Raw genomic sequence first — 26616 nt, 5'->3', positions numbered from 1 at the left:
TACTTCCGTACTCCCCCACTTTTCTGACCCTGCTTTTGTAAGTAACCCGAGATGTCCTCTGAGCATTTGCTGCGCGCCCACTTGGCGCCCGAACCCCGCACCCTTGTAGATATCGTCCGCGCCACCGCCGCCGCCTACCCGGAGGCCGCCGCGATTGATGACGGCGAGGTGCTCACCTACTCCGAACTCCTCCAAGAAGTAGAGGCCAAGGCAGCCGAGCTGCACGCGCTGGGCATCGGCCGCGGCAGCCGCGTCGGCATCCGCATGACCTCCGGGTCCAAGGACCTCTACGTTGCCATCCTGGCCACCCTCTTCGCCGGTGCGGCGTACGTGCCGGTGGATGCGGACGACCCCGAGGAGCGCGCCGCACTCGTCTTCGGCGAGGCCAAGGTGGACGTGGTGTTTGGGGACGCGGGGATCACTGGGGGCGTTGGGGGTGGGGGCGTTGGGTCTAGTGGGGGCGTTGGGGAAGGCGTCGATAAGCAAGAGCCCCTGTTGGACAGTGATGCCTGGATCATTTTCACCTCCGGGTCCACCGGGACTCCGAAGGGTGTGGCAGTGACGCACCGGTCGGCGGCGGCGTTTGTGGACGCGGAGGCGCGGCTGTTTTGCCAGGACGAGCCGCTGGGCCCGGAGGACCGGGTGCTGGCCGGGCTGTCGGTGGCGTTCGACGCCTCGTGCGAGGAAATGTGGCTGGCCTGGCGAAATGGTGCGTGTTTGGTGCCGGCGCCGCGCTCGCTGGTGCGCTCGGGGCAAGACTTGGGGCCGTGGCTGATCCGCCGCGACATCACGGTCGTTTCCACCGTGCCAACCCTGGCCGGGCTGTGGCCCGCGGAGGCGCTGGACCACGTGCGGCTTCTCATTGTGGGCGGTGAGGCGTGCTCGCAGGAGCTGGCCGATCGCCTTTCGAACGGCCGCGAGATGTGGAACACCTACGGCCCGACCGAGGCGACCGTGGTTGCCTCCGCCGCGCGCCTGGAGCCGGGCAAGCCGGTGACCATCGGTTGGGCGCTGGATGGGTGGGATCTAGCGGTTGCGGCCGATGGCGAATTGATCATCGGTGGCGTGGGGCTCGCGCGCTACCTGGACCCGGCGAAGGACGCGGAGAAGTACGCTTCGTGGGACTCCGGGGATGTGCATTGGCCTCGGGCGTATCGGACCGGCGACCACGTGCGGGTGACCGACGAGGGCCTGGCGTTCATCGGGCGTGCCGACGACCAAGTCAAGATCGGCGGGCGCCGCATTGAGCTGGGCGAGGTCGAGGCAAACGTCGCGGCCTTGGAGGGCGTGTACAACTCCGCAGTGGCGGTGCAGACCCTCGGCTCCGGCGACAAGGTGCTGGTGGGCTACGTCTCGCCGGAAGAAGGGGTGACGCTGGATGTGGCGTCGATGCGCGCCGCGCTTGCCGAGGTGATGCCGGCGGCGCTCGTGCCGCGGATGCATGTGATGGATGAGCTGCCGATTCGCACCTCCGGCAAGGTGGACAAAAACGCGCTGCCGTGGCCGCTGCCCGCCACTGTGGCTGTTGAAGGTCTGAGCCCGACGGAGCAGTGGATCGCCGGCCTGTGGGTTGAGGTCCTTGGGGTGGACGTGCCCGGCGCGGATGCGGATTTCTTCGCGCTCGGCGGCACCTCGCTGGCGGCCGCGGCGCTGGTCACCAGGCTGCGGGAGCGGGTGCCCACGTTCGCGGTGCGTGACCTGTATGACCACCCGAGGCTTGGGGCTTTGGCTTTGCTTATCGACGACCACTCGTCCACCCCTTCCCTCCCCCAGCGCGAGCGAACCGTGTCTCCGGTCGACGCAGGCGTGCGACTGCGCCAGTTCGCGCTCTTGCTTCCGGTGGTGACGCTTCGGGCTGCAACGCCCTTGGTGTGGTTCCTGTTGGCGTTTAGTCTGCTCTCCCCTGTTGCTGCCTTCCCGGTGATGCTGGTGGCGTGGCTGCTGTTTTGCACCCCAGTGGGTCGCGTTCCCTTGGGCGCGTGGGGCGCGCGCCTGATCCGAGGGCGGGTGGCGCCGGGCGTCTACCCGCGCGGCGGCTCGGTGCATCTGCGGATGTGGGCTGCGGAGAAGTGGCTGGCCGCCTCGGGCGCTTTGAACATTTCGGGCACCCCGTTTGTCAAGCCGATGGCGCGGATGATGGGCAACAAGATTGGCCGCGATGTGGACTTCCAGACCATCCCGCCGGTATCTGGCCTTTTGACTGTGGAGTCGGGTGCTTCGGTGGAGCCGGGCGTTGATCTGTCCGGCGCGTGGCTGGACGGCGCGTCCTTCCATGTTGGTTCGGTGTTTGTGGGTTCGGATGCCCGCATCGGGGCCCGCTCCACCCTCATGGGCGGCACCGAGGTCCGGGCCGGCGCCCACGTGGAGGCCGGTTCTACCGTCACGGGAGCAAAGCCGGTGAAAAAGGGTGCGCGCTGGGCGGGCTCACCAGCCCGCAAAGTGGGCAAGTCTGGCAAGACGGCGGCGGTGTTCCCCGATGCTCGCCCGCCGCGGCGCGGCTACTGGGTGGTGCTCTACGCGCTGACGGCAATGGTGATCGCAGGGCTGCCGTTCGTGGCGGCCGCGGCCGGCGTCTGGGTTGGTGTGTTCCTGTTGTTCGCGGGTGTGGATTTCCTGCTTGCGCCGCTGGTCGGCGGCCTCGTGTACTTCTTCGTCGGGCTGGCGTTGACCTGGCTGTCCGTGCGGTTGGCGCAGCTCGCGGTCCGGCCCGGTACCCACCCGGTGCGCTCCGTCTCGGGTTGGGGCCTGTGGACCGTGGTCCGCCTGCTTGACGACGCCCGCTACCGCTACTTCCCCCTCTACGCCAGCCTGCTCACCCCACTGTGGTTCCGTTCCCTGGGCGCCACCATTGGCAAGGGCGCGGAGATCTCCACAGCCGTTATGGTGCCCAAGCTTAGCGACGTCCGCGACTCCTCCTTCCTCGCCGACGACACCCTGCTCGGCGCCTACGAACTTTCCGGCGGCTGGGTCCACTGCGCCCCAGCATCAGTGGGCCGGCGGTCCTTCTTGGGCAACTCGGGCATCGTCGCGCCCGGCAGGAAGCTGGCGAAGAAGTCACTGGTGGCGGTGTTGTCCTCGGCGCCGCGGAAGTCGAAGGCGGAGTCTAACTGGTGGGGGTCGCCGCCGGAGAGGATGCGTCGAGTAGCAGTGGCTGCCGAGGGCGGCGATGCCGCAACCTTCGAGCCCACCTTCGGCATGAAGGCGCGCCGCGGGTTCGTGGAAACCCTGCGGCTTCTGGCGCCGGCGGTGCACGGCATGCTGTACGCCCTGTTCGCGCTGGGGGTGGCGAGCATGTTGGACCTGCTTGGGTCGTGGGGCCTCGGCGGTGGTGGGTCGCTGGGCGGTAGTGGGGTGCTGGGCGGTAGTGGGGTGCTGGGCGGTGCCGTGCTGGTAGTGGTGGCCCTGCTGCTCGGCGGCGTGTTGTGGATGGCGGTCGGCGCGGTGGCGCTGCTGGTCACGGTCCTGTTCAAGTGGATACTGGTGCGGCGCCATAAGGCCGGCGAGCACCCCTTATACTCCTGGTTCGTCTGGCTCAACGAGCTGCAGGACCAGTTCGTGGAGATGATTGCCGCACCGTGGTTCTTCAACTGGGCCGGCGGGTCCGGCGCCATGAACGTTGCGCTGCGGATGCTTGGGGTGAAGGTGGGCCGCGGCGCCTGGATCGAGTCCTACTGGTTCCCCGAAACCGACCTGTGCACGGTCGGCGCCGGCGCGACGGTGGGGCCCGGCACCGTGGTGCAGACCCACCTGTTCCAGGACCGCGTCATGTCGCTGGATGCCGTTACGGTGGGGGCCGGCGCCACCTTGGGGTTGAACTCCGTCATCCTGCCGGGCGCCACCATTGAGGCGGGCGCCACCATCGGGCCGGGCTCCTTGGTTATGCGCGGCGACACCATCCCCGCAAACACCCAATGGCAAGGCAACCCAGTGGAACCCGTGCGCTAGCTTTTTGGCCAGGCTTGAGTTGCTTGAGCATGGCGAGCCAGGCTGGGTTGCTGGGCTACTGGGTTGCTGGGTTGCTTGAGCTGCCCGCGGTTTTAGAACGGCGGGCCGTCCTGGCCTAAGTCTGGGCTTAGGTCCGGGCCCAGGTCCGAGACCAAATCCGGGCCCAGGTCCGGGAACAATATCGGGTCGGGCGGCACCCCAACTGGAGGTCCTCCTGCTGGCACCCTTGGTTTTCGGTGCCGCAGCTTGTATCCCGCCGATTCGGTATGGCCCGTGGTTTGGTTCACCCGCAGGGGTGATCCGTCGCAGTATTGCACCCCGACGTCCCCGGTTTCGGGGCATCGTTCCACGTGGCGGCGGCCGTCTCTGCCGTCTCTATGGTCATTATTTTGCCGGTGGTGGGTGCGGCACAGGCCGATGAGGTTGCTTAAGTCGGTATCGCCACCCTGGCAGTGCGCCACAATGTGGTGGATTTCAAGCTCACCGACGGGGCGGGTGCAGCCTTCCCAGGCGCACACCCCTTGGATGGCGAGCATGGCGATGCGCTGGTGGACGTCGGCAAGCCTGGTCCTTCCTAACGACACCGGCACGCCCGTCACCCTGTCCAACTGCAGGATGAAATCATCCGCGCCGCCCACGCCGAGACGCACCAGCTCAAGGCAGTTCAAGTCGATGCCGGAGTTGGTTTGGAACGTGGTGGTGTGGTCAGCGTCCGCAAGATCATCCATGGTCATGGACAGGATCAGCGACGCCGCTCCCTTACGGTCCTTGTTCTTGAACTTTTCCCAGTTCTGGAGGATGTTCACAAATTCATCGTGCAGCCGGTGCCACGGCATCCGCGGGTCGGTCACACCTGCGGCGTTGAGCTCCTTCTCATTAGGAAGGTTCCTGTTCGCCGGCAACCCGGCCTGCAACTGCGCCTTGAATAGTGCGGCGAAGCCGGCAGTGGTGTCGATGGCAATCGTGTGGACTCCGGTCGAACGGTTCTCACTGAACCGCACACCGCGCTGGTCCCACGCCGCATTCGGGTCTGCTGTCTTGTGCTTGCGGTTCGCCCGGCTCACCAAATTGTCCACGTACTTGCGCAGGTCCTCCGGCGGGCGGATCGCCGCCTCAGCCATGGCCTTCTCCAGAATGCCGGCGCGCTCGCATTGGGCGGCCTCGATGAGGTTCTTCAGCGCGCGGTCAATGATCTTCGCCTTCTCATCGCTGACCTGGCGGGCACTGGAGCGCGCCCGGGCCTTCTTGCCAGCATCCCCCTCGGCATCACCCCCGGGATCCCCCTCGGAAGCACCCTCCGAATCGTCATCCCCTGTGCCTGCCGAGAAGTCGAAACCCTCGGGCTCCTCCCCAGCATCATCCCCAGGCGGGGGCTCCGGCGGCGCAAATAGATCCTTGCCGCGGCGCAGGCGCGAAAACGCCTCCGCGCCCGACAACCCCAATACCTGCTTCAGGTACTCCGAGGCATACGGGGAACCAACCATGCGGCCAGCTCCGTCACGCTCGCATATATAGGCGAAAAGGGCGTCCAGGAACGCCTTGCCTTCAAACGCTTTCTCAACGCGCTCCAGGGCCGCGTGAACCTCATCAAAGTGGACAAGGTCAGGGTCCTCAAGATACGCTACAAGACCATGTAGACCAGCTTCAACTGAATCAGCATAAGTCTGCAGTAGGTGCGTCATGAGAACCCCCTTTCATCTTCATCAGAATACTACCAATCATAAACCACACCCACCCTCCGGTCAACCCTTTTCCAAAACTTTTTGCTACCAAAAATCACCCAAAAACAGCCCCGAAAACAACGGCAAAACAACCCCAAACACACCCCCAAAAACCCCCAAAAACAACCCCCAAAACAGCAAAACAAAACCGCCCTCCCCCAGCACAGAGGCTGGAGGGGAGGGCGGTTGGGGGCTACACGTGGACGTCGTGAAGCAAAAGGCCCCTAGTCACCAATCTGGTCGCGGCCGCGCTTCACAATCAGCGGGTCCGGCTGGCCAACGAGCTCATGGTCCTTGTTGGTGTACTCAAACTTGGACAGGATGTAGCGCATCGCGTTGATGCGGGCGCGCTTCTTGTCGTTGGACTTGATGGTGATCCACGGCGACTCATCCGTATCCGTGTAGCGGAAGGTCTCCTCCTTGGCGCGCGTGTAATCGTCCCAACGATCCAGCGACGCCAAGTCCATCGGCGACAGCTTCCACTGACGCACCGGGTCCACCTGGCGGATAGCAAAGCGGGTGCGCTGCTCACGCTGCGTCACGGAGAACCAGAACTTGGTCAGGGAAATGCCGGAACCGAGGATCATGTTCTCCAGCATCGGCACCTCACGCAGGAACTCCGCGTGCTGCGACTCAGTACAGAAGCCCATGACGCGCTCCACGCCGGAACGGTTGTACCAAGAACGGTCAAAGAACACGATCTCACCTGCCGCAGGGAAGTGCTCAATGTAGCGCTGGAAGTACCAAGAGGTGCTTTCGCGTGGCGACGGCTTCTCCAACGCCACCGTCCTCGCCCCACGCGGATTCAGGTGCTCGTTAAAACGCTTGATCGTGCCACCCTTACCGGCGGCGTCACGGCCCTCGAAAATGATGATGTGGCGCTGACCCGTGTCCTTGGTCCAGTTCTGCCACTTCAGCAGCTCAATCTGGAGGGCACGCTTCAGGTCCTCGTACTCATCACGGCTCATACGCTCGTCATACGGGTACTGTTCGCGCCACGTGTCAATCGGGGTTCCGTCCGGCTTCAGCAGCACCGGATCATCTTCATCCGAGTCGTCTACGACCCATCCTTCGGTCGCAGCAAGGTCGATCATCGGCAGTTCGTCGTCTTTGTGGTCAGCCATACCTACTATTCTATTCCCCTTTGACACATACCGCTTGAACACGAAAAACGGGCCTCACCGCGAGTGCGGTAAAGCCCGTTAAAGCTCGGTTTTGCTTAGAGCTTAGAGCAGCTCGAGCAGGCCCTTGACGTTGCCAGCGAGCTTGCCCAGGGAAGCCAGCATGTCCAGCAGGGTGCCGGTGATGGTCGTGGTCTTACCCTCGCCAGAGAGGGATGCCCAGTTCTCGATTGCGGCCTTGTAGTTCTGCATGTTCGTTACCTTTTCTTAGATTCTGAAGGGTTGCTTCTTCGTTTTACTTCTTAACCTGGAAAGCGTTCTTGGTGTTCTCAGCGGTCTTCGCGTTGAAGTTCCCAAAGAGCTCGAAGAACTTCGGGGTCTCCTTGAAGAGGCCGGTGAAGTTAGAAGCGAACTTAGAGAAGTCGCCGAGAGCCTTGGTGATGGCCTTGAGATCGAAAGGCATGTTATTCCCCTTTTTCGAGTAGGTAGGTGCCAGTGTTTGTCTGGCAAATCTTGACATGTACTGACACCCAGTGGGCGTCACACGAAGTATCTTGCCACAAGGTTCGCGACCGTCAAGAGGTTTCGTTGAAAAAATCTGAACGGCATACAGCTCACTGCCAGACAGGCCAGTTTTACCCTCTATTAACCGCACCGAAAAAATGTCACCTGCCTGCACAAACAGGGGCCTTTAAGTGAACTCTAACTTAAGAATTTTAGTAAGCGCGTAACTATTTTCAGATGTCTATCGATGTATAGAAACCCGAATAATTTTCAGCACCTGAATGGTTTACACCAATTAGGGGGTAGCCGGGCCACCACCGCATCGCCGTTACACGACCGTTACGTGACCGTTACGTGACTGCGAAACGCTCGCATCGCCCACCCCGGGCGCACACAAAGGGCACGCCGATCTTCCCCCTCCACAGAGTTTGTAGCTACCTACTTGCAGCTACCAACCTGTTTTCGCGTTGGTAGCCGGGTCTAACCAGCTACAAACAGCGCAACAGGCGCGCCACACGCGTGCTGGGCGTGCCGCAGGCGGCCGGCGCCACACACGCCACGCAGGGCGCGCCGCCCGCACCCTAGGCGCCGCAGGCGGCCGGCGCCACACACCTGTTGGGCGTCGCTGGAGGGGGGCGTTGGGGGCGTCGGCAAGCAACCGAGCCCCTCGCAAAGCAAAAAGCCCGCACAAGGCGGGCTTCAAGCGTCAAACAGGCGGGCGTTTACATCATGCCCATGGACTCCGGGTCCATGCCTGCAGCAGCACCGGCCGGCTCCGGCTTGTCAGCCACAACCGCCTCGGTGGTCAGGAACAGTGCGGCGATGGACGCAGCGTTCTGCAGCGCAGAGCGGGTCACCTTCGCCGGGTCGGCGATGCCGTTGGCCAGCATGTTGACGTACTCGCCAGTCGCAGCGTTCAGGCCCTCGCCCTCCGGCAGGTTTGCAACCTTGTCTGCAACAACGCCCGGCTCCAGGCCAGCGTTGAGAGCGATCTGCTTCAGCGGCGCGGACAGCGCCTCTCGGACGATCTTCACGCCGGTCGCCTCGTCGCCCTCCAAGCCCAGGTCGCCCTCAAGCTCCTTGGAAGCCTGCAGCAGGGCCACGCCACCGCCGGCAACAATGCCTTCCTCAACGGCGGCCTTGGCGTTGCGCACAGCGTCCTCAATGCGCAGCTTCTGCTCCTTGAGCTCAACCTCGGTAGCAGCGCCAACCTTGATCACCGCAACACCACCGGCCAGCTTGGCCAGGCGCTCCTGCAGCTTCTCACGGTCATAATCAGAGTCGGAGTTCTCGATCTCGGCGCGGATCTGCTTCACGCGGCCCTCGATCTGGTCCTGGTCGCCAGCGCCCTGAACGATGGTGGTCTCGTCCTTGGTCACAACAACCTTGCGTGCCTGGCCGAGCAGCTCAACGCCAGCGGTCTCCAGAGATAGGCCGACCTCCTCGGAGATAACCTGGCCGCCGGTCAGGATCGCCAGATCCTGCAGCATTGCCTTACGACGGTCACCGAAGCCCGGAGCCTTCACCGCAACGGACTTGAAGGTGCCGCGGATCTTGTTCACAACCAGGGTGGACAGGGCCTCGCCCTCAACGTCCTCCGCAATGATCAGCAACGGCTTGCCGGACTGCATGACCTGCTCCAGCACCGGCACGAGCTCCTTCACGTTGGAGATCTTGCTGGACACCAGCAGGATGTACGGGTCCTCCAGCACGGCCTCGCCACGCTCCATGTCGGTGGCGAAGTATGCGGAGATGTAGCCCTTGTCAAAGCGCATACCCTCAGTAACTTCGAGGTCAACGCCGAACGTGTTGGACTCCTCAACGGTAATGACGGACTCCTTGTTCACGGAGCCGTTGCCAACGGCGTACATTGCCTCGGCAATCTTCTTACCAATCTCCGGGTCAGAAGCAGAAATACCAGCGGTGGAGGCGATCTCCTCCTGGGTCTCTACTTCCTTTGCGGAAGCGAGCAGGGATGCGCAAACCTTCTCGGACGCAGCCTGGATGCCGCGCTTGATGCCCATCGGGTTGGAGCCAGCAGCAACGTTGCGCAGCCCCTCGCGAACCAGCGCCTGTGCCAGCACGGTTGCGGTGGTGGTGCCGTCACCAGCCACGTCATCGGTCTTCTTGGCTACTTCCTTGACCAGCTCAGCGCCGATCTTCTCGTACGGATCCTCGAGGTCGATCTCGCGTGCGATGGTCACACCGTCATTAGTAATGGTCGGCGCGCCCCAGGACTTCTCCAGGACCACGTTGCGACCCTTCGGGCCAAGGGTGACCTTGACGGCGTCAGCCAGGGTGTTCAGGCCGTTTTCGAGGCTGCGGCGTGCTTCCTCGTCGAATGCAATCATCTTTGCCATGTGGGTTTGATGCCTCAGTTCATCATTCGTCGTTTCAAGCAGGCGCCCGCGACGGCATGGCTGTCTTTCCAGCCCATCTGCTCAAACTTTTTGTTAGCACTTTGTTAGCACTTGCCATGCGCGAGTGCTAGATCCCATTTTTAGCACTCTGCCACCCCGAGTGCAAGGTAGCCGGATCACGGCGACAACCGCGGATACGGAACGATCTCCCCACTTTTCCTATGCCTATATAAAGCAGTCTCGGGGCTTTGGTTGCTTCTCGACGTCTCCTTGCGCCCACCTTGCTGCACAAAGACAACGTAACGCCAGTCAAAATCCCCAAACCCAAAGTCCTCACCATGGAAAGACTCCGCCAGCCCCGCCAAATAGCTGGTCACAGCCCTTGCCCCCTTGAGCTGCTGGACCACATCCTTATGGATGAATTTTCGCGATTTCAGTTCGACGACGGTGATGCGTCGATAGTAAAAGTCCAGCAGAACGTAGTCGGCGCGAGCCCCATAGCGGACTGCGCCTGAAGCCTCCTGCCTGACAAGGCCCTGGTTATCCAACGCGTCTGCTTTGAAGGCAATAACGCCGCCGGGCACGTTGCCCAGCGTCACCTCATAGCCCTCCTCTTCCAGGGTGAGGTGCCCGTTGGAATCTGGCACAGCCACAATCTTGGGCTCAAGTATCTGAAGCACCAACCCCCCCAATTCCCCGCATAACTACTCAGCCCATCCAACCATGTCTACGAGACGATTCTGATCATCAATCACGTCATCAAACGAGGTTGCCTCGATACCCTCATCGCTAACGGGAACATCGTGGACGCCGGTAGCGGAGGTGCTGTACACCTTCACCTTCTGCGGATCCAGCGCCATGGAGCGGGTAATCCCCTGTTCACGCAGGACTTCCTCCACATCTTCCGGCGCCGGCACCGCCACAGAGGACAACGACACAAGCGCGCTAAGTTCCCGGACAATGTAATCCGAATGGGTAGTAATCAACACCTTGACGCCCTGGTTATGCACAAGCGCGAGTAGGCGCGCAAGCTTTCGCTGGTTGGCGGGGTGCAGGTTCAGCTCCGGCTCATCGATGATGAGGAAATCCCCCGGTTTAGCCCGGTACAGAATGTAGAAATTGAGATCCACCAACGACCGGATGGCGCTTGAGCTTGCAATCAACGGCAACGACACCTGGCCGGTATCAAAGGTCAGCTGCTGCCCTGTCGCCTTGTATCTACCGCCTGCCATACCTTCGATCAATGTTTGGATCGCTGGGTTCGCCTTCACAATCGGGCTGGGTTCCCGCCGCATCCCGGCTATCCGACGAATGAAATCAATATTTGCATCGACCGCAACCGGGTGTGCGAAGTCTCGGCTACGAACCATCGCTTCCCGCTCCACTGGGTTCTCAGATTGTACAAAAGCGTCCAGAAGGTTGGCCGCGGTGGAATCCAGCTCCCGCTGGAAGATCACCGCGCCTGTCCGTTCCGCACTGGAAATGAACACGCCCGGAACAGCAGCCCGCAACATCGCCTCGGTAACGGCGACACGCACCCAAAACTGGACCCGCTCCGGCGCGACGTCAGCGTACCCGTCAAGTGCCTCAAAGATTAAGGACTGTGTATCAGCATCAAAACGGACATCAAGAAACGCATCAGACCTACCAACTCGAGCGGCGCGCGTATATCCCTGCAGCACGCTGTAGTCCAGATTGAACACCTGAGCGTGAATCTCTGCCTGGGAAAACAGCGCCGAGTCAGCCGCGAAGAGTGAACCAATTCTGCCCGAAACGCCCGTAGAAATACGAGACATCAATTCCTGCAGAGCCGGTTCTAACGACGCCAGTTCCAGTCGAGCCACACCTTCAGAGTCAAGCTGCTGACTGATCTGCTCAGCGTTTTCAACATCAATGCGATCTTGGCCCGGAAACTGCGCCACACGGCGCCGATGGCACGCCCTGTTTAGAACCCCGAAGATGGAGTGAGCGAGGTAAGTCTTGCCCGTGTTGTTCCCGCCGGTGATGACCGTCATTCCGGCGAGACGAATCTCGGCCGACGACACCGGGCCGATCGATTCGAGGCGAAACAATAGGTCTGCCACTTCAACTCCAAACGCGCGTTACACGCGAACCCCACCGCTCGCGCTCTTGTTTTCCTTAAGCCCCTATTAAACCCGAACCCTTAGAAAAGAGGTCGGAAATGGGGCAAGCGCTGACAAATCGTGCAGCGGGCCCTTAGTGATCTGACCGCGACCTGGGGAAACGTAAACCGCGTCGTCAGATTTGTCAGGATCCACGGTTGCCCTCTGACAAATCGTGCAGCGGCCCCTCGCCGGTTCGGCAAACACCCAGGTGGCCGATTTTGCGTCGTCAACTTTGTCAGGCAGGCGGCCGGGCGGCGGCCGGGCGGCACCCAAACCCCCACCACCCAAAACCGTTGACGACAACAATATAGGCAACCGATAGGTAAAACAGATTTCAAACAGGTACTTTCGTAACCATGTCAAAAACGCCTATTCCAGCCCCGAACCGCGAGCGAATTTTCGCCGACCTTTCCGCTTTAGTCTCCTTCAACTCCCCGCACTCCACCCCCGAGCTGGCTGACCAGCATGAGGCGGCGTGTGCCTGGACTGTCCAGGCTCTTGAGCAGCTGGGCTTGGAGGTCACCCGCCACCCGACGGTGGATGACGCGGACACGGTCATTGGTTATAAGGCACCGGTGGGCGACGCACCGACGGTGCTGCTGTATTCCCACTATGACGTGGTTCCGGCCAACAACCCGGAAGCGTGGACCAGCGATCCCTTCACGCTGACTGAGCGCAACGGCCGTTGGTATGGCCGCGGCGCGGCCGATTGCAAGGGCAACCTGGCCATGCACCTTGAGGCTCTGCGCATGCTGGAGGCCGCCGGCGGCACGGACCTCGGCCTCAAGGTTGTCGTCGAGGGCTCGGAGGAGCTCGGCGGCTTGGACGGCCTGGTCAAGTTGATTGAGCAGGAGCCTTCGCTTTTCGACGCTGACGTGATCCTCATCGCCGATTCCGGCAATGTGGCCGTTGGGGTGCCGACGGTGACGACGTCGCTACGCGGCGGCGCCCAGGTGCACGTGAGTGTGGAGACGTTAGGCGGCGCGATCCACTCCGGCTCCTTCGGTGGTGCCGCCCCGGACGCGGCTCACGCACTGGTGCGCATTGTGGACTCCCTGTTTGATGAGCATGGCCGCACGACTATCGACGGTGTGGACGCGACCGCCAAGTGGGAGGGCGACGAGTACTCGCGCGAGGACTTCCGCTCGGACGCTGGTGTGCTCGACGGCGTGCAGCTGCTCGGCAGCGCGGAAGACCAGCCGGCGGACATGGTGTGGTCGCGCCCGGCGCTAACCATGATCGGTTTTACCTCTACCCCGGTTGCGGAGGCAGTCAACGCGGTCAACCCGCGCGCAGAGGCACAGCTGAACCTGCGTGTCCCGGCCGGCATGGACGCGGCTGAAGTGTCGGAAAAGCTGAAGCAGCACATCATCAACCACACCCCGTGGGGCGCAAAGGTTGAGGTGACGGTCTCGGGCGTGAGCAAGCCGTTCGCTGCCGACCCGGAAGGCGAGGCGCTCGCACTGCTCGGCCAGTGTCTGAAGGACGCCTACGGCAGCGAAAACCTCGCCGTTGTTGGTGCTGGTGGCTCGATCCCGCTGACCATCACACTGCAGGAAACCTTCCCCAACGCCGAGGTCATTGTGTACGGCGTGGAGGAGCCGCTGTGCGGCATCCACGGCGTGGACGAATCGGTAGACCCCACAGAAATTGAACACATTGCCATTGCAGAGGCCACGTTCCTCACCCGTTACGGCCGCCCAGAAAGCAGCCCAGAAGGCAACTAACACTAGTAAGTAGGTTTACGCCGCGTGCTCATACTGCTCATCGCCCTATTCGCCGCCACAGCGGCCGCACCACTTCTGCTGCGGGCGCTGGGCAGGTGGGCATTCGCACTGATCGCACTCGTCCCCGCCGCGGGATTTGTGTGGATAGTGTCCCTTTTCCACGGCGGCGTGTTCGCCTCCGGGGGAGAGCTCGTCGCCAGCTACGCATGGATGCCGTCTGTCCACATGAACCTGGAGTTTCGGCTCGACGCCCTAGCGGGCCTGTTCAGCCTGATCATCCTGGGTGTTGGCGCGCTGGTGCTGTTTTATTGTTGGGGCTACTTCGACTCCAACCCGATTCGGTTGGCGGCGTTTGCGTCGCAGCTGACCATGTTCGCCACCGTCATGTACGGCCTGGTTATCGCGGACAACTTCCTGCTCATGTACGTGTTCTGGGAGTTAACGTCGATTCTGTCGTATTTGTTGGTGTCGTATTACGGCGAGAAGGCGTCGTCACGCAGGGCGGCCCTGCAAGCGCTGATGGTGACCACCTTTGGTGGGCTGGCAATGCTGGTGGGCATCAACCTGCTCGGGCACCAGACCGGCATTTGGCAGCTGTCCGGCATCTCGCAGATTGCGGACATTGAAAACACCACCGGCATTTCCGCCGCAATTGTCCTGATCATGCTGGGCGCGCTGACCAAGTCCGCCCAGGCACCATGGCACTTCTGGCTGCCCGGCGCGATGGCTGCGCCTACCCCGGTGTCTGCCTACCTGCACTCCGCGGCGATGGTGAAAGCCGGCATTTACCTGGTGGCACGGTTGGCACCGGACATGTCGGCGGTGACCACGTGGCACCTTGTGGTGATTACCACCGGCTGCTTCACCATGCTGCTGGGCGGCTGGATGGCGCTGAAGCAGCGCGACCTGAAGCTGGTGCTGGCGTACGGCACGGTCTCCCAGCTGGGCTTTATCACCGCCGTGATCGGTATTGGTTCCCGCGAGGCAACCATGGCTGGCCTGGCGCTGACCTTTGCGCACTCCCTGTTTAAGGCGGCGCTGTTTATGGTGGTCGGCGCAATTGACCACGCAACTGGCACGAGGGATCTGAATAAGCTTTCCGGGTTGGGCCGCAGCCACCCGCTGCTGGCCGCAATCGCTATTGTTTCCGGCGCGTCCATGGCGGGCATTCCGCCGCTGTTCGGCTTTGTGGCCAAGGAAGCCGCGCTGGAGACCGTACTGCATGAGCAGCTGCTAGTTGGCATGCCTGGCAGGATCATGCTGGTGGTGCTGGTGGTTGGCTCGGTGCTGACCATGGCCTACACCCTCTACTTCCTGTGGGGCGCGTTTGCCACCAAGCGTGAGCACGACCGCACCCCGTCCGAGGCTGTACTGCAGATGCACGCAATCGGCCCCACCATGTGGCTTTCGCCGCTGGTGCTCACCATGTTCACCATCTTCTTCGGCATGGTGCCGCGCAGGCTTTCCCGGCTTATCAACGAGTACCTGGACGTTCGCTTCCCCGACGTCGACTCTGAGCAGCTTGCGCTGTGGCACGGCATTAACGTGCCACTGATCCTGACCGCGGTGATCATCGCAGCTGGTTCCGTCTTGTTCTGGCAGCGCGACCTACTGAAAAAGGCGCAATCGGAGCGCCCCGCGCTTGGCAACGCCGACGCGCTCTGGGACAACATCCTGGCCACGCTTCGCCGCTGGTCGCTGCGCCTGACGGCCTCCACGCAGCGCGGTTCCTTGACCATCAACCTGGCGGTAATCTTCGCCGTGGTGATGGCCGTGCCTCTGGCCGCACTGATCCTTGGCGCAAGCAACAGCATCCAGATGATTGTGTGGGACAACGTGTGGCAGGCCATCGTGGTGGTGCTCATGGTGGGCGCCGCAGTGTTTGCCACCGTCCAGCGCAACCGCCTGTCCGCCGTGATCATGGTCAGCCTCACCGGTTACTGCCTGGCGCTGATCTTCGCGCTGCACGGCGCACCGGATCTGGCGCTGACGCAGACCCTGGTGGAAACCATTGTCATGGTGCTGTTCATGCTGGTGCTTCGCAAGATGCCCACGGATGTGGAGCAGCGCCACGACGACAACCGCCTGCGCGCCTGGCTATCCATCGGCACGGGTGTTTCCGTTGTTGTGGTTGCCATGACGGCGATCTCGGCGCGCGTGGCGGAGCCTATCTCCGTACACATGCCGGATCTGGCCTACGAGATCGGCCACGGCCGTAACGTGGTCAATGTGCTGCTGGTGGACCTGCGTGCCGCCGATACCTTCGGTGAGATCATCGTGCTGGTGATCGCCGCAACCGGCATTGCCAGCCTGATCTTTGGCACCGGCAAGTTCGGCCGCCCGTCGCACCGCCCAACGCTGTCCACCACCCACCCGCGGTGGCTGTCCTCCGGCGTGCCAAGTGAGACTGAGCTCAACCGCCAGATCATGGTGGATGTGGTCACGCGGCTGCTGTTCCCCTCCATGATGCTGCTCTCCCTGTACTTCTTCTTCTCGGGCCACAACGCCCCCGGCGGCGGTTTCGCCGGCGGCCTCGTTGCAGCACTCGCGTTTACGCTGCGCTACCTCGCCGGCGGTTACAAGGAGATCGAAGATGCTTTGCCTATCGACGCAGCACGCATCCTCGGCACCGGCATCCTCGTCTCTGCAATCGCGTTCGCAGTGCCAATGTTCTTCGGCTACCCGCCGCTGATGAGCTCCTTTGCGGAGATCGAGTTGCCGCTGATCGGCCTGGTCGCCGTGCCGTCGGCGCTGGTGTTCGACGCCGGCGTGTACCTCATCGTGATCGGCCTGATCATGCACGTGCTGCCGTCCATGGGTGCGCACCTTGACCGTGAGGATGAGGCCCGTAAGGACCGCGCACGCGATCGCGCACGCGAGCTGCAGCAGAAAAACAAACGGCGTCGCAGAAGGCTGTCAAGACTCACCAGCACCGGAAAGGAGAGCAAGTAGATGGAAGCCAACCTGTTCCTACTCATCGGCTCCGGTGTGCTCATCGCCTGCGGCGTGTACATGATGCTGGATCGCGCGCTGACCCGCATGATCCTGGGCGTGCTGCTGCTTGGCAACGGCGCAAATCTGCTCATCCTGCAAGCCGGCGGCGAAGCCGGCTCCCCGCCAATTTTGGGGCGTACCTCCGAAACCGCCGACGGTATGGCGGACCCGCTGGCGCAGGCGATGATCCTGACCGCGATTGTGATCTCCATGGCGCTGGCCGGGTTCATGCTCTCGCTGATGTATCGCCAGTACCGCTACCGCACGGATGACGTGATTGAGCGTGATGAGGAAGACCACGCAATTGCCACCCGCCCAACCACGCCTTCGGCAGCCCCGGACCATGACTTGTCCGAGGACCCGGAGACCGGGCGCCTCTCCGCCAGCGGCGACACCTTTGGGCCACGCAACTTTGAAAGCCCCGTGAAGGAGGTGGACGGTGAGAGATAGTTTGATGGCGTTCGCGGAGGCGTCGTTAAGCATGATGCCCTATCTCACGGCCATGCCGATCCTGCTGCCAGCGGTGGCTGCGGCGCTGATTTTCGTGGTGCGGCCGATGCAGCTGCAGCGCACCATCGCGCTTGGCACCCTGTTTGCGCTGGCAGCGATTGCCGCGACCATGATCATTACTGTGGACGTCCACGGCATCCACACCGTACAAATGGGCGGCTGGGACGCACCGATTGGCATCACGCTGGTTGCGGATCGCTTAAGCACCGTGATGCTGTTCGTCTCCTCCATCGTGCTGTTTGCGGTGATGTGGTACGGCATTTCGCAGGGTCTTCGCGACGGCGACGAGGACGACCCAGTCGCCGTCTTCCTGCCGGTGTACATGCTGTTGTCCATGGGCGTGAACCTGTCATTTCTGGCGGGCGACCTGTTCAACCTGTACGTGGGCTTCGAGGTGTTCCTGGTTGCCTCGTACGTGCTGTTGACGCTGGGCGCGTCGCCAGGGCGCGTGCGTGCCGGCATTGGTTACGTGATGGTGTCCGTGGCCTCTTCGATGGTGTTTCTGTTCGCGCTGGCGCTGATTTATGCGTCGGTGGGCACGGTGAACATGGCGCAGGTGGGCATCCGGATGGAGGAAATCCCCACCGGCACCCGCGCCGCGATTTTTGCCACACTGCTGGTGGCGTTTGGCATTAAGGCGGCGGTGTTCCCGCTGGACGCGTGGCTGCCGGACTCCTACCCCACTGCGGCGTCCCTGGTAACCGCGGTGTTCGCGGGCCTTTTGACCAAGGTCGGCGTGTACGCGATTATCCGTATGCGCTCGGTGGTGTTTACAGACGGCTCGCTGGACACCCTGCTGATGTGGGTGGCGCTTTTGACCATGATCGTGGGCATCATGGGTGCGTTGGCGCAAAACGACATCAAACGTTTGCTGTCATTTACCCTGGTCAGCCACATCGGCTACATGATCTTCGGCATTGCCTTGACGTCTGTGCAGGGCCTGTCCGGCGCGATCTTCTACGCCATCCACCACATTCTGGTGCAGACGTCTTTGTTCCTGGTGGTTGGCCTGATTGAGCGCCAGGCGGGTTCCGCGCAGCTGCGCCGCCTCGGCTCTTTGATCTACACCTCGCCCTTGGTGGCTATCTTGTACTTCATCCCGGCGCTGAACCTGGGCGGCATCCCGCCGCTGTCCGGCTACCTGGGCAAAGTCATGCTCATCCAGGCAGGCGCCCAACAAGGCACCTGGCTTGCGTGGGTGCTCATCGCTGGCGCTGTGGTCACCTCCCTGCTCACCTTGTACGCCATGATCCTGGTGTGGTCCAAGGCGTTTCTGCGCGACCGCTCAGATGCCCCCGAAGGCGAAGTAGCGCTTGCGCGCCCGTCCAACCTGGCGGATCGCTACAGCACCACCACCATGGCAGAGCGCGAAGACCCGGGTCGTGTGCCCGTGGGCATGATGGCGTCAACCGCGTTGTTGGTGGCAGCTTCTTTGTCCATCACGGTGCTGGCCGGCCCGATCTCTGACGTGACAGACCGCGCCGCCCAGTCCGCACAGGACCAGTCCATTTACCGCGACGCCGTCCTCCACCCGGACCCGGACAACCCAACGCGGCGCCCCGAGAAGTTCCTGGAGCCCACGCTTGACGACGCTCCGTCGGACTCCCAAACCAACCGCCCCACCACCGGAGGTGAGCGCTAATGGCTTCCCCGCTGCAACGTTTACACAACCGGCTGCGCTGGCCGTTTGTCATCTGGCTGACGTTCATGTGGATCCTACTCATGGGCGATCTGACCTGGGGCAACCTTGTGGCCGGTCTGTTGTTGGGCCTGGCGGTGGTGTTGATGCTGCCGCTGCCGCCGGTGCCGCGCCAAAACACCACGATCCGCTGGGATCGCCTCATCGCCTTCGTGGTGAGGTGGTGGTGGGACTTGATTGTGGCGTCTATACGCGTGGCCTGGCTCGCACTGCGCCCTGAACCCACCCCGAAGGGCGCAATCGTGCAGGTCCCCATGCGCGTGTCCTCTGAACTGGTGCTGTACTTAGCCACGTGCGCGTACAACCTCCAGCCCGGCGGCACCGTCACCGACATCAACGTGGCCAAACGCCTCTGGACCGTGCATCTTCTGGACGCCAGCACGCCGCAGGCCCTCGAACGCGAAATCCAAAACGTAGCCACCCTGGAACGGCAGATGATCGACATCTTCGAAAACCCACCACGCAGCCTCAAACGCTCCAGCGCTGGGGTACGCGAGGCACGCGCAGCACGCGCAGCACGAAAGGCGGAGCGCTGACATGGACCCCACGCTGTACAACATCTTCCTAGCGATTGCGGCCGTGCTGCTAGCCACGGGATTCTTCATCGTGTTCTGGCGCATCGTCGTCGGACCGAACTCCATGGACCGCATGCTGGCCAACGACGGCATCACCGCGTCCCTGCAATGCGTGCTGGCGCTTTACATCTGCTGGACGCTAGACACCACCGTGGTCAACGTCATGATCGTGATCGCGCTACTCGGGTTCATCGCATCCCTGTCCGTGGCGCGTTTCCGCAAGAGGGACGGTGCGCACTAATGATCAACTGGTCTTTGATTGCAGACATCGTCTCTTTGGTGTTCATCCTGCCCGGCGCGTTCATGGTGTTCTCCGCCGCAGTCGGTGTGGTGCGCTTCCGCTCCACACTTGCGCGCGTGCACGCCATTACGAAACCGCAGACCACCGGCCTGCTGCTCATGATGGTGGGCACAATCATCCGCCTGGTCGGTTCGGAGGACTTCGGGATCCACGAGCGTGGCGACGTCGGCATGATGATCCTGCTTGTCCTCTTCGCCCTCATGACCAACCCGGTTACCGGCCAGCGCCTCGGCCGCATCTCCAGGCTCGAGGGCCTCTACGGCACCGAGAAGGACCTGACGGTGAACAACGCGCCGGCGGCCTACCACCCAGGACGCGTGGAGACGCACACGCCGAAGAAGGCGGACAAGCCTCAGGGTTAGCGCGGGCTGGGGTGGCTCGGGAGGGTTAGCTCCAGAGGATGAGCTCTTCGCACGTGGCGTCTACAACCTGACGCCAATCGCCCGTGGCCTGGTAAAGCTTGCGCTGACGCTCGTAGCCCGCCCCGCGGTCAATGATCTCGTGGACCAGCTCAAGCTCCTCGACGCACCCAAGCTCCTTGGCAATCGGCGTGAGCTCCTCCACCAGCGCCGCCAAGTCATCTTTCACCCACGCTTCATCGGTGGCGCGGCTGGTAATGATCTCCGCGTCCAACCCATACCTGGCACCGCGCCATTTGTTCTCGGCCACATGCCACGGCTGCAACGTTGGCAAGGCCTCGCCAGCCTCCAGCATCCGGTCGTAGTGCACCACCAGGCAGTGCGTCAGCGCCACAACGCCAGCGAGTTCGCGCAAGTTACTCGTGGCGTCCGAAATACGGACCTCGATGGTGCCCCACTTTGCGGCAGGTCGGACGTCGAAATGCATCGAGCCCGTGTGACTAATCACGCCGGAAATCTTCTGATCCTGCATGAACCCAACCCAGTCCGCCCACGTGTGGAACTGGTACGGCATGCCAGCGGTGGGCAGCTGCTGGTACAACATGGTGCGGTTCGAGGCGTAGCCCGTATCCAACCCCTCCCACGCCGGACTGGATGCGCTGATGGACAGCAGGTGCGGGTACTTCGTCATCACCGCGTTGATGATCGGCCACACCTTGTCCTCATGGCTAATGCCCACGTGGCAGTGCACGCCCCACAGCAGCATCTGCTTGCCCCAATACTGGGTGCGATTAATGATCTCCGCGTAGGTTTCCTTCGCGCTGAGCTGCTGCTCACGGAAGTCTGTAAACGGATGGCCGCCGCCGGCCCACAGCTTCAGGCCTTGACGTTCGGCTTCGTCCCGCACCACTTTCAAGTCTTTGCGCAGTGCTTGTATTGCCTCACCCGTATTCGCACACACCGGGGTGACCAGCTCAACGGTGTTCTGCAGAAACTCACGCTCCAGGTGCGTCTCCGGGTGCGCCGCGTGCACCGCGTCAATCACATCGGCAGCCCTTGGCACCAGGTCGCGGGTCTGCGGGTCAATGACGCAGATCTCCCACTCCACGCCGAGAGTGTTGGCCTCCGAGCGGGCAAAATCGCGGTAAGGATCCATGTGCAGCAAGTCTATGCGGTAGGTGCCGAAATCCCGCCATTACATTCGGCGCTTGGTGGCTGTGGCTTGGTGGCTGTGGCTTGGTGGCTGTGGCTTGGTGTTGATAGTGCTTCCGGCCATCGTCAGACTTTTTGTGAATAGGTGCTCGGTCAGAGCGTCGAGTTTTAGAATCTTGATGCCCTGACCGAGCATCTAGTCACTAAAACGGTTTCGGTTTACGGGCTTCGGTGATGTAGGTGGACTCATCCCGGCCGGCGCCGACATTCTCCGGCCGCTGCCGCTGCAGCAATCTCCGGATTACTGCATTCCGGCCCCTAAACGCCCAGGTGGCGGCACGTACTCCCGGAATTGTTGCATCCCCGCGGTGGGCGTGTCTGACAAATCGTGCAGCGGGCCCTGCTCTCGATCTGCAAACACCCAGGTGGCCGATTTTGCGTCGTCAATTTTGTCAGCGTGGCAGCCAGGTGGCAGCCAGGTGGCGGCCAGGCCGGCCCTTGATGGCGCCCCAAATCCTGAATTTGTTTCCCAAAATCGGGGAAATAATTCAGTAATCCCAGGTGGCCAAGAGCACCAACCCAAACTAATTCAGAGCGGTGCCCCCGGCCCGCTCGCCACCCCTTCGGCAAGAAGCAGCCTAAAGAGAAAACGCCCCGACCCCGCAAGGGGCCGAGGCAAATACGCAGAAGCGTTAGCGTTTATTGATTCTCTGCGAGCACCACAACGATTGCGTCGCGAGCATTCGTGTTCGGCGGCAACTGTACATTATCGGTCTTTGCTACGGCGACGCCGCCAAGCCGGCGGGCAATCTCCTCAGCAACCTGGCGTGCGCCCTCGGTGCTCTCCGGGTAGAAGACCTGTACACCTTCGAAGGTGCCGTATTGGCCTTCCGGCATGTTTGCGTTCTTCGTCGGATCGTTGAGTTCGGCCGTGTTCGCCACCTGGAAGTTGCCGTCCAGTTTGGCCATCGTATCGGCTGCCCAACCGTTGACGTTGGAGTTGTTGTACACGAAGACCTGGGCGTTCTGGGCTGTGATGGCGGGGCCGCCATCGTTGGGAGCCGGTGCCGGTGCCGGAGCGTTCGGGTCCTCCGAGTTCGCCGGGTCAGCCGGTGCATTCGGGTCTGCTGGAGCGTTCGGGTCGGCAGGGTTTGCCGGGTCGTTTGGCTGGCCCTCAGCGTGCGGATCGGCAGGGTTCGCGTTCGTCGGGACGGTCTCCGGGGTCGGCGGCAGTGCCGAGTTGGTGCCGTCCTGCGGAGCGGTTGCCGAGGTCTCGGTGGAAGCGGCGCCTGTGCCGGTATCGCCGCTCTTCTGCGTAAGCGCGTAAATACCCCAGAGCAGCAACAACGCGGCAACAGCGATCAAGATCATGGCTAGGCCGCGCTTCGGGATACCCGCGCCACCAGCACCCGCACCGGCACCCGCACCGGCACCAGCGGCAGCGCGACGGCGGCTACCAGCTGCGCGACGAGCACCAGCCGCACGACCAGCACCAACGGCGCCCGCGCCAGCTGCTGCACCGGCGGCGCCGGCGGCGAGGTTGTCGTCATCCTCGATGTAATCGTCGTCGTAGGCGTCGATGTAATCGTCGTCGTAGGCGTCGATGTAATCGTCGTCGTAATCCTCGCGGCGGTGTGCACCGGCATACTCCTCGACACCAGCCGAAGCAGCAGTGCCCGCTACCTGGTCCGGATCGTCGCCGGGGTAGTCGGTGTACTCCGTGTCGGCAACGTACTCCGTGTCGGCAACATTGTCACCAAAATCGGCACCAAAGTCATCAACAAAGTCGTCAACAAATTCGTCGCGGTTGTCGTCGCTAGGGCGGTTTCCCGGGTTGTTCGTAGTCACGCGCGCCACACTACCCTCGAGTGGAGGTTGAGGGTTTAAGGCGCGCCGTCGCGAAGCCTCTGCAATCTGCGCACCAACTGGGGCCGGGCGGCGAGCGCATCGGGTGAGTCCAGCAAACCGTTGAGACGCTGGAAGTATCGCACCGGGCTGATGCCAAGTTCGCGGCGGATGGCTTCCTCTTTTGCGCCGAGTGAGCGTGGGGCGCGCGCTTCGAAGTCCAGCAGGGCAAGGTCATCGTCGGCGAGCATGCCTAATATATACCGCATGACTATTCGACCAATCGTGATCTACGGCGACCCCGTCCTGCACACCCCCACGAAGGAAGTGACGCAGCCGGTGGAGGAGCTGCAGGAGCTCATTGCTGACATGCACGAGACTATGGACGCCGCGAATGGCGTCGGCCTGGCCGCCAACCAGATCGGTGTGCCGCTGCGTTTGTTTGTGTACCACTGCCCGGATGGGGATGTGATGCGTCGCGGCACGGTGATCAACCCGGTGCTGGAGACCAGCGAGATCCCGAAGACCATGCCGAGCGATACCGGCGAGGACGACGAAGGCTGCCTCTCCGTGCCTGGCGAGGGCTGGCCAACCGGCCGCGCCGACTGGGCCAAGGTCACCGGCCTGGATGAGAACGGCAATGAGGTAGAGGTGGAGGGCACCGGCTTTTTCGCCCGCTGCCTGCAGCACGAGGTTGGCCACCTGGACGGCTACGTGTACACGGACGTGCTGACTGGCCGTTACAAGAAGGAAGCGAAGCGCGCGATTCGTGATAACGGCTGGACCGAGGCCGGCAACACCTGGCTGCCGGGCACCGATGAGGACCCGTTTGGCCACTAGCGCTTCTTAGTTGTGGCCTTCAGGGGTTATGCTTAGGCGTTGACTGTCCGTTTTCAATCAAAGGACCCCGCTATGCGCACCGCTTCCGCCTTGATTGCTGCCGCCGCTGCTCTTGCGCTTTCGGCACCCGCCGCGAGCGCTACCTTGACGTCCGCGCCTGCCCCCGTCGTGGTTACTGAGGGCTCGGAGGCGCCCGAGCTGACTCGCACGGAGCTGATCGAGGCCGCCATCAAGGCCAGCGAGGCGTACGCGAAGAAGCAGACCCCGAAGACCGAGGCTGCACTGCGCGAGGCACTTGAGGCGTGGCTTCAGGATGTCACGGAGCGCATGGATGAACTTGACGCCGAGCGCGATGAAGCCGGCGAGCTTCCCGAGGAGCTGGCCGATGCCGAGGCTGAGCTGCTGGAAGAGCGCGTGTTGCTGCGAAAGCTGTACAAGGAGCTCCCGCTTGACGACGCTTCAACGCACCCCCTCCCCACCATCCTCACCGAAGCAAACGTGGCGGATGAAGAGGCGGAAGTAACTACCGCGGAGGCCACGGCGGCGCTCCTCGGCGAGGGCGCTGAGGCTGAGGCCGATGAGGCCGATGAGGCTGCGGGCGCTGACGCTGCTGAGGCCGCGGCGGAAGAAGCGGCGGAGCCGGTGGCAACTGAGCGTGCAACCGCGAAGACTGCAACCGCGAAGACTGCGCGCGCGACTGCGGAGCCGACGCTGCGCCAGCGCGTGGTGACCCTGGCGGACGACGCCACTACGTCCACCACCACCAGCGAGACCACGACGGACACTACGACGACGAATACGTCGACCACCAGCACCACGACCACGGGCACGTCCACCACCTCTTCCGCAACCACGTCCGGTACGGCAACCGTGTTGGAGAACAGGACGACGGAGGCGACCACGACGCGCTCTAGCACGAGCACCAGCTCCAGCACGAGCTCGACAACCCGCACCTCCACGCCGACGAGTACCACGAGCACGACTCGCAACGACGACCTGGCTGAGACCGGCACCCCGATGCTGGGCCTGATCGCGCTGGGTGCGCTGCTGGTTGTGGGTGGCGTGTTCCTGACGCGTCGCGGCAACGAGTAGTGTCGCGCGTTTTTCGTTCGGACCCGGTGGCGGTTGGGGACCGAGTTGTGGTGCGCCAGCGTCGCGGCGACCTGGATAGTGACGTCATCGGATTCGTCCACAGCACCGACCCTTTGGTGATTCGCCGGGATGAGGAGCTGGTGGAGATCACGCACCTGCACATCATCAAGAAACTCTCCCCACGCACGGTGCGCAATTCGGACATCCGCGCGGTGGAAACCGCAACCGCCAAGGCGTTTCCGGGCCAAGAGCAGGAGCTCATCCAAGGCTGGTTGGCGCGCGCGGGTGCCGAGATCGCGGAACGCTCCAACTCCGCCACGCCTATCGGCCACGCCGCGGGATTCCAGGCGGTGCCGTTAGAGGAGATCGCTACGTTCTACCAGGAGCGCGACATGCCGGTGCAGCTGCTGATCCCGGAGCGCATTGGCAAACCCGCGCTGCGGCTAATTGAGCAGCACCCGGACAAATGGCAGCTGGGTGAAGAGATCGTGGTCATGACCCGCGAGCTCGACGACATTGCATACGACATGGACCCGCGCGTGAGCATCACCGAACAGCCGGATGAAGACTGGCTAGCGCTCTACCACTACCGCGGCCAGGAGCTTCCCGCCGAGGCAGTGCTTGACCTCGCCCAAAACATTGACGGTGAGATCGGCTTTGCCAGCCTCAAAGAAAACGGCGAAACCATCGCGGTCACGCGCGCCACGATTACTGCCTCTGAAGACGAGCGGCGTTGGCTGGGGTTTTCGGCGGTTGAGGTGGGTGCGCGGTGGCGTCGACAAGCAAAAGGCACTGTGCTGGGCCAAAGTGTGCTCGCGTGGGCCAAAAGCCGGGCTGACGCCGCATACCTGCAGGTTAGGGCGTCGAACGTGGCGGGGATCGCACTGTACACCAAACTGGGGTTTGTGGAACACCACCGCCACCGCTACGCACGGCTGGGCTAGTCTTACTGCATGCGAATTGCCACGTGGAACGTCAACTCAGTGCGAACCCGCGCTGAGCGCATCGGCGCATTCCTCACACGCGGTGACATCGACGTGTTGTGCATGCAGGAAACCAAATGCGCGGACGACAAATTCCCCTACTCAGTTTTCAACGCCTTGGGCTACGACGTCGCCCATGTTGGTTACAACCAGTGGAATGGGGTGGCGATTGCGTCCCGAGTCGGCCTGGAAAACGTACGCCACGAGTTCGAGCGCCAGCCGGCGTTTGCCAAAACCGGGGAGCCTGTACGTGAAGCCCGCGCCGTTGGCGCGGTGTGCGGCGGCGTGGATGTGTGGAGCCTGTACGTGCCCAACGGCCGCGAGATCGGGGACCCGCATTATGACTACAAGCTGGAGTTCCTCTGGCGCCTCGCCGACGTGGTGCAACCGTCCGCTCACCAGGCTTTGTGCGGCGACTTCAACATTGCGCCCAGGGATACCAACGTGTGGGACGTGTCGTTTTTTGAGGGCCGCACGCACGTGACCGAGCCGGAGCGCGCCGCGTTCCAGATGCTGCTTGAGACCGGGTTGTCGCAGGTCAAGCACGAAGAGCCGTACAGCTTCTGGGACTACAAATCCGCCCGCTTCCAGCGCAACCAAGGCATGTTGATCGACTTCCTGCTGGCCACCGCGCCGTTGGCGGACGGGTTCGAGCGCGCCTGGGTTGACGTGGAGGAACGCTCCGGCAAGGGCGCGTCCGACCACGCGCCGGTGATCGCCCAGTTTGATACGCACACGCTGGATATAGACGCGGTTCGCTGA

General features: G+C 62.6%; 22 protein-coding genes. 12 read left to right on the top strand and 10 right to left on the bottom strand.

Annotated elements, in window-relative coordinates; translation table 11 throughout:
• Window positions 1–51: 51 nt before the first annotated feature.
• Window positions 52–3945: a non-ribosomal peptide synthetase gene (locus AK829_RS11575; RefSeq protein WP_052206098.1), complete on the top strand. Its 3894-nt coding sequence runs from the start codon at window positions 52–54 to the stop codon at window positions 3943–3945.
• A gap of 92 nt (window positions 3946–4037) precedes the next feature.
• Here AK829_RS11575 and AK829_RS11570 read toward each other — a convergent pair whose 3' ends face one another.
• From AK829_RS11570 to AK829_RS11550, 7 genes are all read right to left on the bottom strand, one after another.
• Window positions 4038–5627: an HNH endonuclease signature motif containing protein gene (locus tag AK829_RS11570; RefSeq protein ID WP_052206096.1), complete on the bottom strand. Its 1590-nt coding sequence runs from the start codon at window positions 5625–5627 to the stop codon at window positions 4038–4040.
• 263 nt (window positions 5628–5890) lie between these two features.
• Window positions 5891–6790 carry a polyphosphate kinase 2 gene (ppk2, locus tag AK829_RS11565; protein WP_052206094.1) on the bottom strand — a complete coding sequence of 300 codons (900 nt, stop codon included), beginning with the start codon at window positions 6788–6790 and terminating at the stop codon, window positions 5891–5893.
• Window positions 6791–6892: 102 nt separating this feature from the next.
• A complete protein-coding gene (locus AK829_RS12610; RefSeq protein ID WP_157045368.1) occupies window positions 6893–7039 on the bottom strand; it encodes a hypothetical protein in 147 nt (48 codons plus the stop codon).
• A gap of 43 nt (window positions 7040–7082) precedes the next feature.
• On the bottom strand, window positions 7083–7250 hold the full coding sequence (locus AK829_RS12605) for a hypothetical protein (protein WP_157045367.1): 168 nt from the start codon (window positions 7248–7250) through the stop codon (window positions 7083–7085).
• A gap of 763 nt (window positions 7251–8013) precedes the next feature.
• Window positions 8014–9651 (bottom strand): chaperonin GroEL, encoded by a 1638-nt coding sequence (groL, locus tag AK829_RS11560; protein WP_052206092.1) that lies wholly within the window; start codon window positions 9649–9651, stop codon window positions 8014–8016.
• 176 nt (window positions 9652–9827) lie between these two features.
• On the bottom strand, window positions 9828–10298 hold the full coding sequence (locus tag AK829_RS11555; protein WP_157045366.1) for a hypothetical protein: 471 nt from the start codon (window positions 10296–10298) through the stop codon (window positions 9828–9830).
• Window positions 10299–10355: 57 nt separating this feature from the next.
• A complete protein-coding gene (locus tag AK829_RS11550; protein WP_052206088.1) occupies window positions 10356–11735 on the bottom strand; it encodes an AAA family ATPase in 1380 nt (459 codons plus the stop codon).
• Window positions 11736–12133: 398 nt separating this feature from the next.
• Here AK829_RS11550 and AK829_RS11545 point away from each other — a divergent pair, with 398 nt between their 5' ends.
• From AK829_RS11545 to AK829_RS11515, 7 genes are read left to right on the top strand one after another with little or no spacing between them, the layout of a single operon-like run.
• Entirely contained in the window at window positions 12134–13504 is a 1371-nt protein-coding gene (locus AK829_RS11545) for a dipeptidase (protein WP_052206087.1), read from the top strand.
• 24 nt (window positions 13505–13528) lie between these two features.
• The gene (locus AK829_RS11540) at window positions 13529–16456 is read left to right on the top strand and encodes a Na+/H+ antiporter subunit A (RefSeq protein ID WP_052206085.1); all 2928 of its coding nucleotides are present in this window, start codon (window positions 13529–13531) and stop codon (window positions 16454–16456) included.
• Window positions 16457–16948: a Na(+)/H(+) antiporter subunit C gene (locus tag AK829_RS11535; protein ID WP_052206084.1), complete on the top strand. Its 492-nt coding sequence runs from the start codon at window positions 16457–16459 to the stop codon at window positions 16946–16948. It begins immediately after the preceding gene.
• A gap of 31 nt (window positions 16949–16979) precedes the next feature.
• Window positions 16980–18650, top strand: coding sequence for a Na+/H+ antiporter subunit D (locus tag AK829_RS11530; RefSeq protein ID WP_052206537.1), 1671 nt, complete (start codon window positions 16980–16982; stop codon window positions 18648–18650).
• Complete coding sequence (locus tag AK829_RS11525; RefSeq protein ID WP_083439861.1) at window positions 18650–19243, top strand: Na+/H+ antiporter subunit E; 594 nt, start codon at window positions 18650–18652, stop codon at window positions 19241–19243. Before AK829_RS11530 ends, AK829_RS11525 begins: the two co-directional genes overlap by 1 nt.
• A gap of 1 nt (window position 19244) precedes the next feature.
• Entirely contained in the window at window positions 19245–19523 is a 279-nt protein-coding gene (locus AK829_RS11520) for a monovalent cation/H+ antiporter complex subunit F (RefSeq protein WP_052206081.1), read from the top strand.
• A 2-nt stretch (window positions 19524–19525) separates the two neighbouring features.
• Window positions 19526–19945 carry a monovalent cation/H(+) antiporter subunit G gene (locus tag AK829_RS11515; RefSeq protein ID WP_371441031.1) on the top strand — a complete coding sequence of 140 codons (420 nt, stop codon included), beginning with the start codon at window positions 19526–19528 and terminating at the stop codon, window positions 19943–19945.
• A gap of 25 nt (window positions 19946–19970) precedes the next feature.
• Here AK829_RS11515 and AK829_RS11510 read toward each other — a convergent pair whose 3' ends face one another.
• The 3 genes from AK829_RS11510 to AK829_RS11500 form a co-directional block, all read right to left on the bottom strand.
• Window positions 19971–21098 carry a glutamate--cysteine ligase gene (locus AK829_RS11510; protein WP_052206078.1) on the bottom strand — a complete coding sequence of 376 codons (1128 nt, stop codon included), beginning with the start codon at window positions 21096–21098 and terminating at the stop codon, window positions 19971–19973.
• A 695-nt stretch (window positions 21099–21793) separates the two neighbouring features.
• Window positions 21794–22942, bottom strand: a complete 1149-nt coding sequence (locus tag AK829_RS12600; protein WP_157045365.1) for a LytR C-terminal domain-containing protein — start codon at window positions 22940–22942, stop codon at window positions 21794–21796.
• Window positions 22943–22977: 35 nt separating this feature from the next.
• Entirely contained in the window at window positions 22978–23208 is a 231-nt protein-coding gene (locus AK829_RS11500) for a DUF3263 domain-containing protein (RefSeq protein WP_052206074.1), read from the bottom strand.
• On the opposite strand from AK829_RS11500, the gene AK829_RS11495 reads away from it, so the two are divergent.
• The 4 genes from AK829_RS11495 to AK829_RS11480 all read left to right on the top strand — a co-directional run bounded on the left by AK829_RS11495 (window position 23207) and on the right by AK829_RS11480 (window position 26616).
• Window positions 23207–23779 carry a peptide deformylase gene (locus AK829_RS11495; protein ID WP_052206072.1) on the top strand — a complete coding sequence of 191 codons (573 nt, stop codon included), beginning with the start codon at window positions 23207–23209 and terminating at the stop codon, window positions 23777–23779. The genes AK829_RS11500 and AK829_RS11495 overlap by 2 nt on opposite strands.
• Before the next feature lie 72 nt (window positions 23780–23851).
• Entirely contained in the window at window positions 23852–24871 is a 1020-nt protein-coding gene (locus tag AK829_RS11490; protein ID WP_052206070.1) for an LPXTG cell wall anchor domain-containing protein, read from the top strand.
• Window positions 24871–25815 (top strand): N-acetylglutamate synthase, CG3035 family, encoded by a 945-nt coding sequence (locus AK829_RS11485; protein ID WP_052206069.1) that lies wholly within the window; start codon window positions 24871–24873, stop codon window positions 25813–25815. Before AK829_RS11490 ends, AK829_RS11485 begins: the two co-directional genes overlap by 1 nt.
• A 9-nt stretch (window positions 25816–25824) precedes the next feature.
• On the top strand, window positions 25825–26616 hold the full coding sequence (locus tag AK829_RS11480; protein WP_052206067.1) for an exodeoxyribonuclease III: 792 nt from the start codon (window positions 25825–25827) through the stop codon (window positions 26614–26616).

Origin of the sequence: Corynebacterium riegelii (assembly GCF_001263755.1) — a bacterium.
Lineage (GTDB): Bacteria > Actinomycetota > Actinomycetes > Mycobacteriales > Mycobacteriaceae > Corynebacterium > Corynebacterium riegelii.
This window is presented reverse-complemented; position numbering and strand designations above follow the sequence as displayed.

What these genes read in the sequence shown, in the direction of transcription:
- AK829_RS11575 (WP_052206098.1), top strand. Translation starts at nt 52, where the DNA reads ATGTCCTCTGAGCATTTGCTGCGCGCCCACTTGGCGCCCGAACCCCGC.
- AK829_RS11545 (WP_052206087.1), top strand. Translation starts at nt 12,134, where the DNA reads ATGTCAAAAACGCCTATTCCAGCCCCGAACCGCGAGCGAATTTTCGCC.
- AK829_RS12610 (WP_157045368.1), bottom strand. Translation starts at nt 7,039, where the DNA reads ATGCAGAACTACAAGGCCGCAATCGAGAACTGGGCATCCCTCTCTGGC.
- AK829_RS11525 (WP_083439861.1), top strand. Translation starts at nt 18,650, where the DNA reads ATGGCTTCCCCGCTGCAACGTTTACACAACCGGCTGCGCTGGCCGTTT.
- AK829_RS12605 (WP_157045367.1), bottom strand. Translation starts at nt 7,250, where the DNA reads ATGCCTTTCGATCTCAAGGCCATCACCAAGGCTCTCGGCGACTTCTCT.
- AK829_RS11490 (WP_052206070.1), top strand. Translation starts at nt 23,852, where the DNA reads ATGCGCACCGCTTCCGCCTTGATTGCTGCCGCCGCTGCTCTTGCGCTT.
- AK829_RS11495 (WP_052206072.1), top strand. Translation starts at nt 23,207, where the DNA reads ATGACTATTCGACCAATCGTGATCTACGGCGACCCCGTCCTGCACACC.
- AK829_RS11535 (WP_052206084.1), top strand. Translation starts at nt 16,457, where the DNA reads ATGGAAGCCAACCTGTTCCTACTCATCGGCTCCGGTGTGCTCATCGCC.
- ppk2 (WP_052206094.1), bottom strand. Translation starts at nt 6,790, where the DNA reads ATGGCTGACCACAAAGACGACGAACTGCCGATGATCGACCTTGCTGCG.
- AK829_RS11500 (WP_052206074.1), bottom strand. Translation starts at nt 23,208, where the DNA reads ATGCGGTATATATTAGGCATGCTCGCCGACGATGACCTTGCCCTGCTG.
- AK829_RS11480 (WP_052206067.1), top strand. Translation starts at nt 25,825, where the DNA reads ATGCGAATTGCCACGTGGAACGTCAACTCAGTGCGAACCCGCGCTGAG.
- groL (WP_052206092.1), bottom strand. Translation starts at nt 9,651, where the DNA reads ATGGCAAAGATGATTGCATTCGACGAGGAAGCACGCCGCAGCCTCGAA.
- AK829_RS11520 (WP_052206081.1), top strand. Translation starts at nt 19,245, where the DNA reads ATGGACCCCACGCTGTACAACATCTTCCTAGCGATTGCGGCCGTGCTG.
- AK829_RS11570 (WP_052206096.1), bottom strand. Translation starts at nt 5,627, where the DNA reads ATGACGCACCTACTGCAGACTTATGCTGATTCAGTTGAAGCTGGTCTA.
- AK829_RS11530 (WP_052206537.1), top strand. Translation starts at nt 16,980, where the DNA reads ATGATGCCCTATCTCACGGCCATGCCGATCCTGCTGCCAGCGGTGGCT.
- AK829_RS11510 (WP_052206078.1), bottom strand. Translation starts at nt 21,098, where the DNA reads ATGGATCCTTACCGCGATTTTGCCCGCTCGGAGGCCAACACTCTCGGC.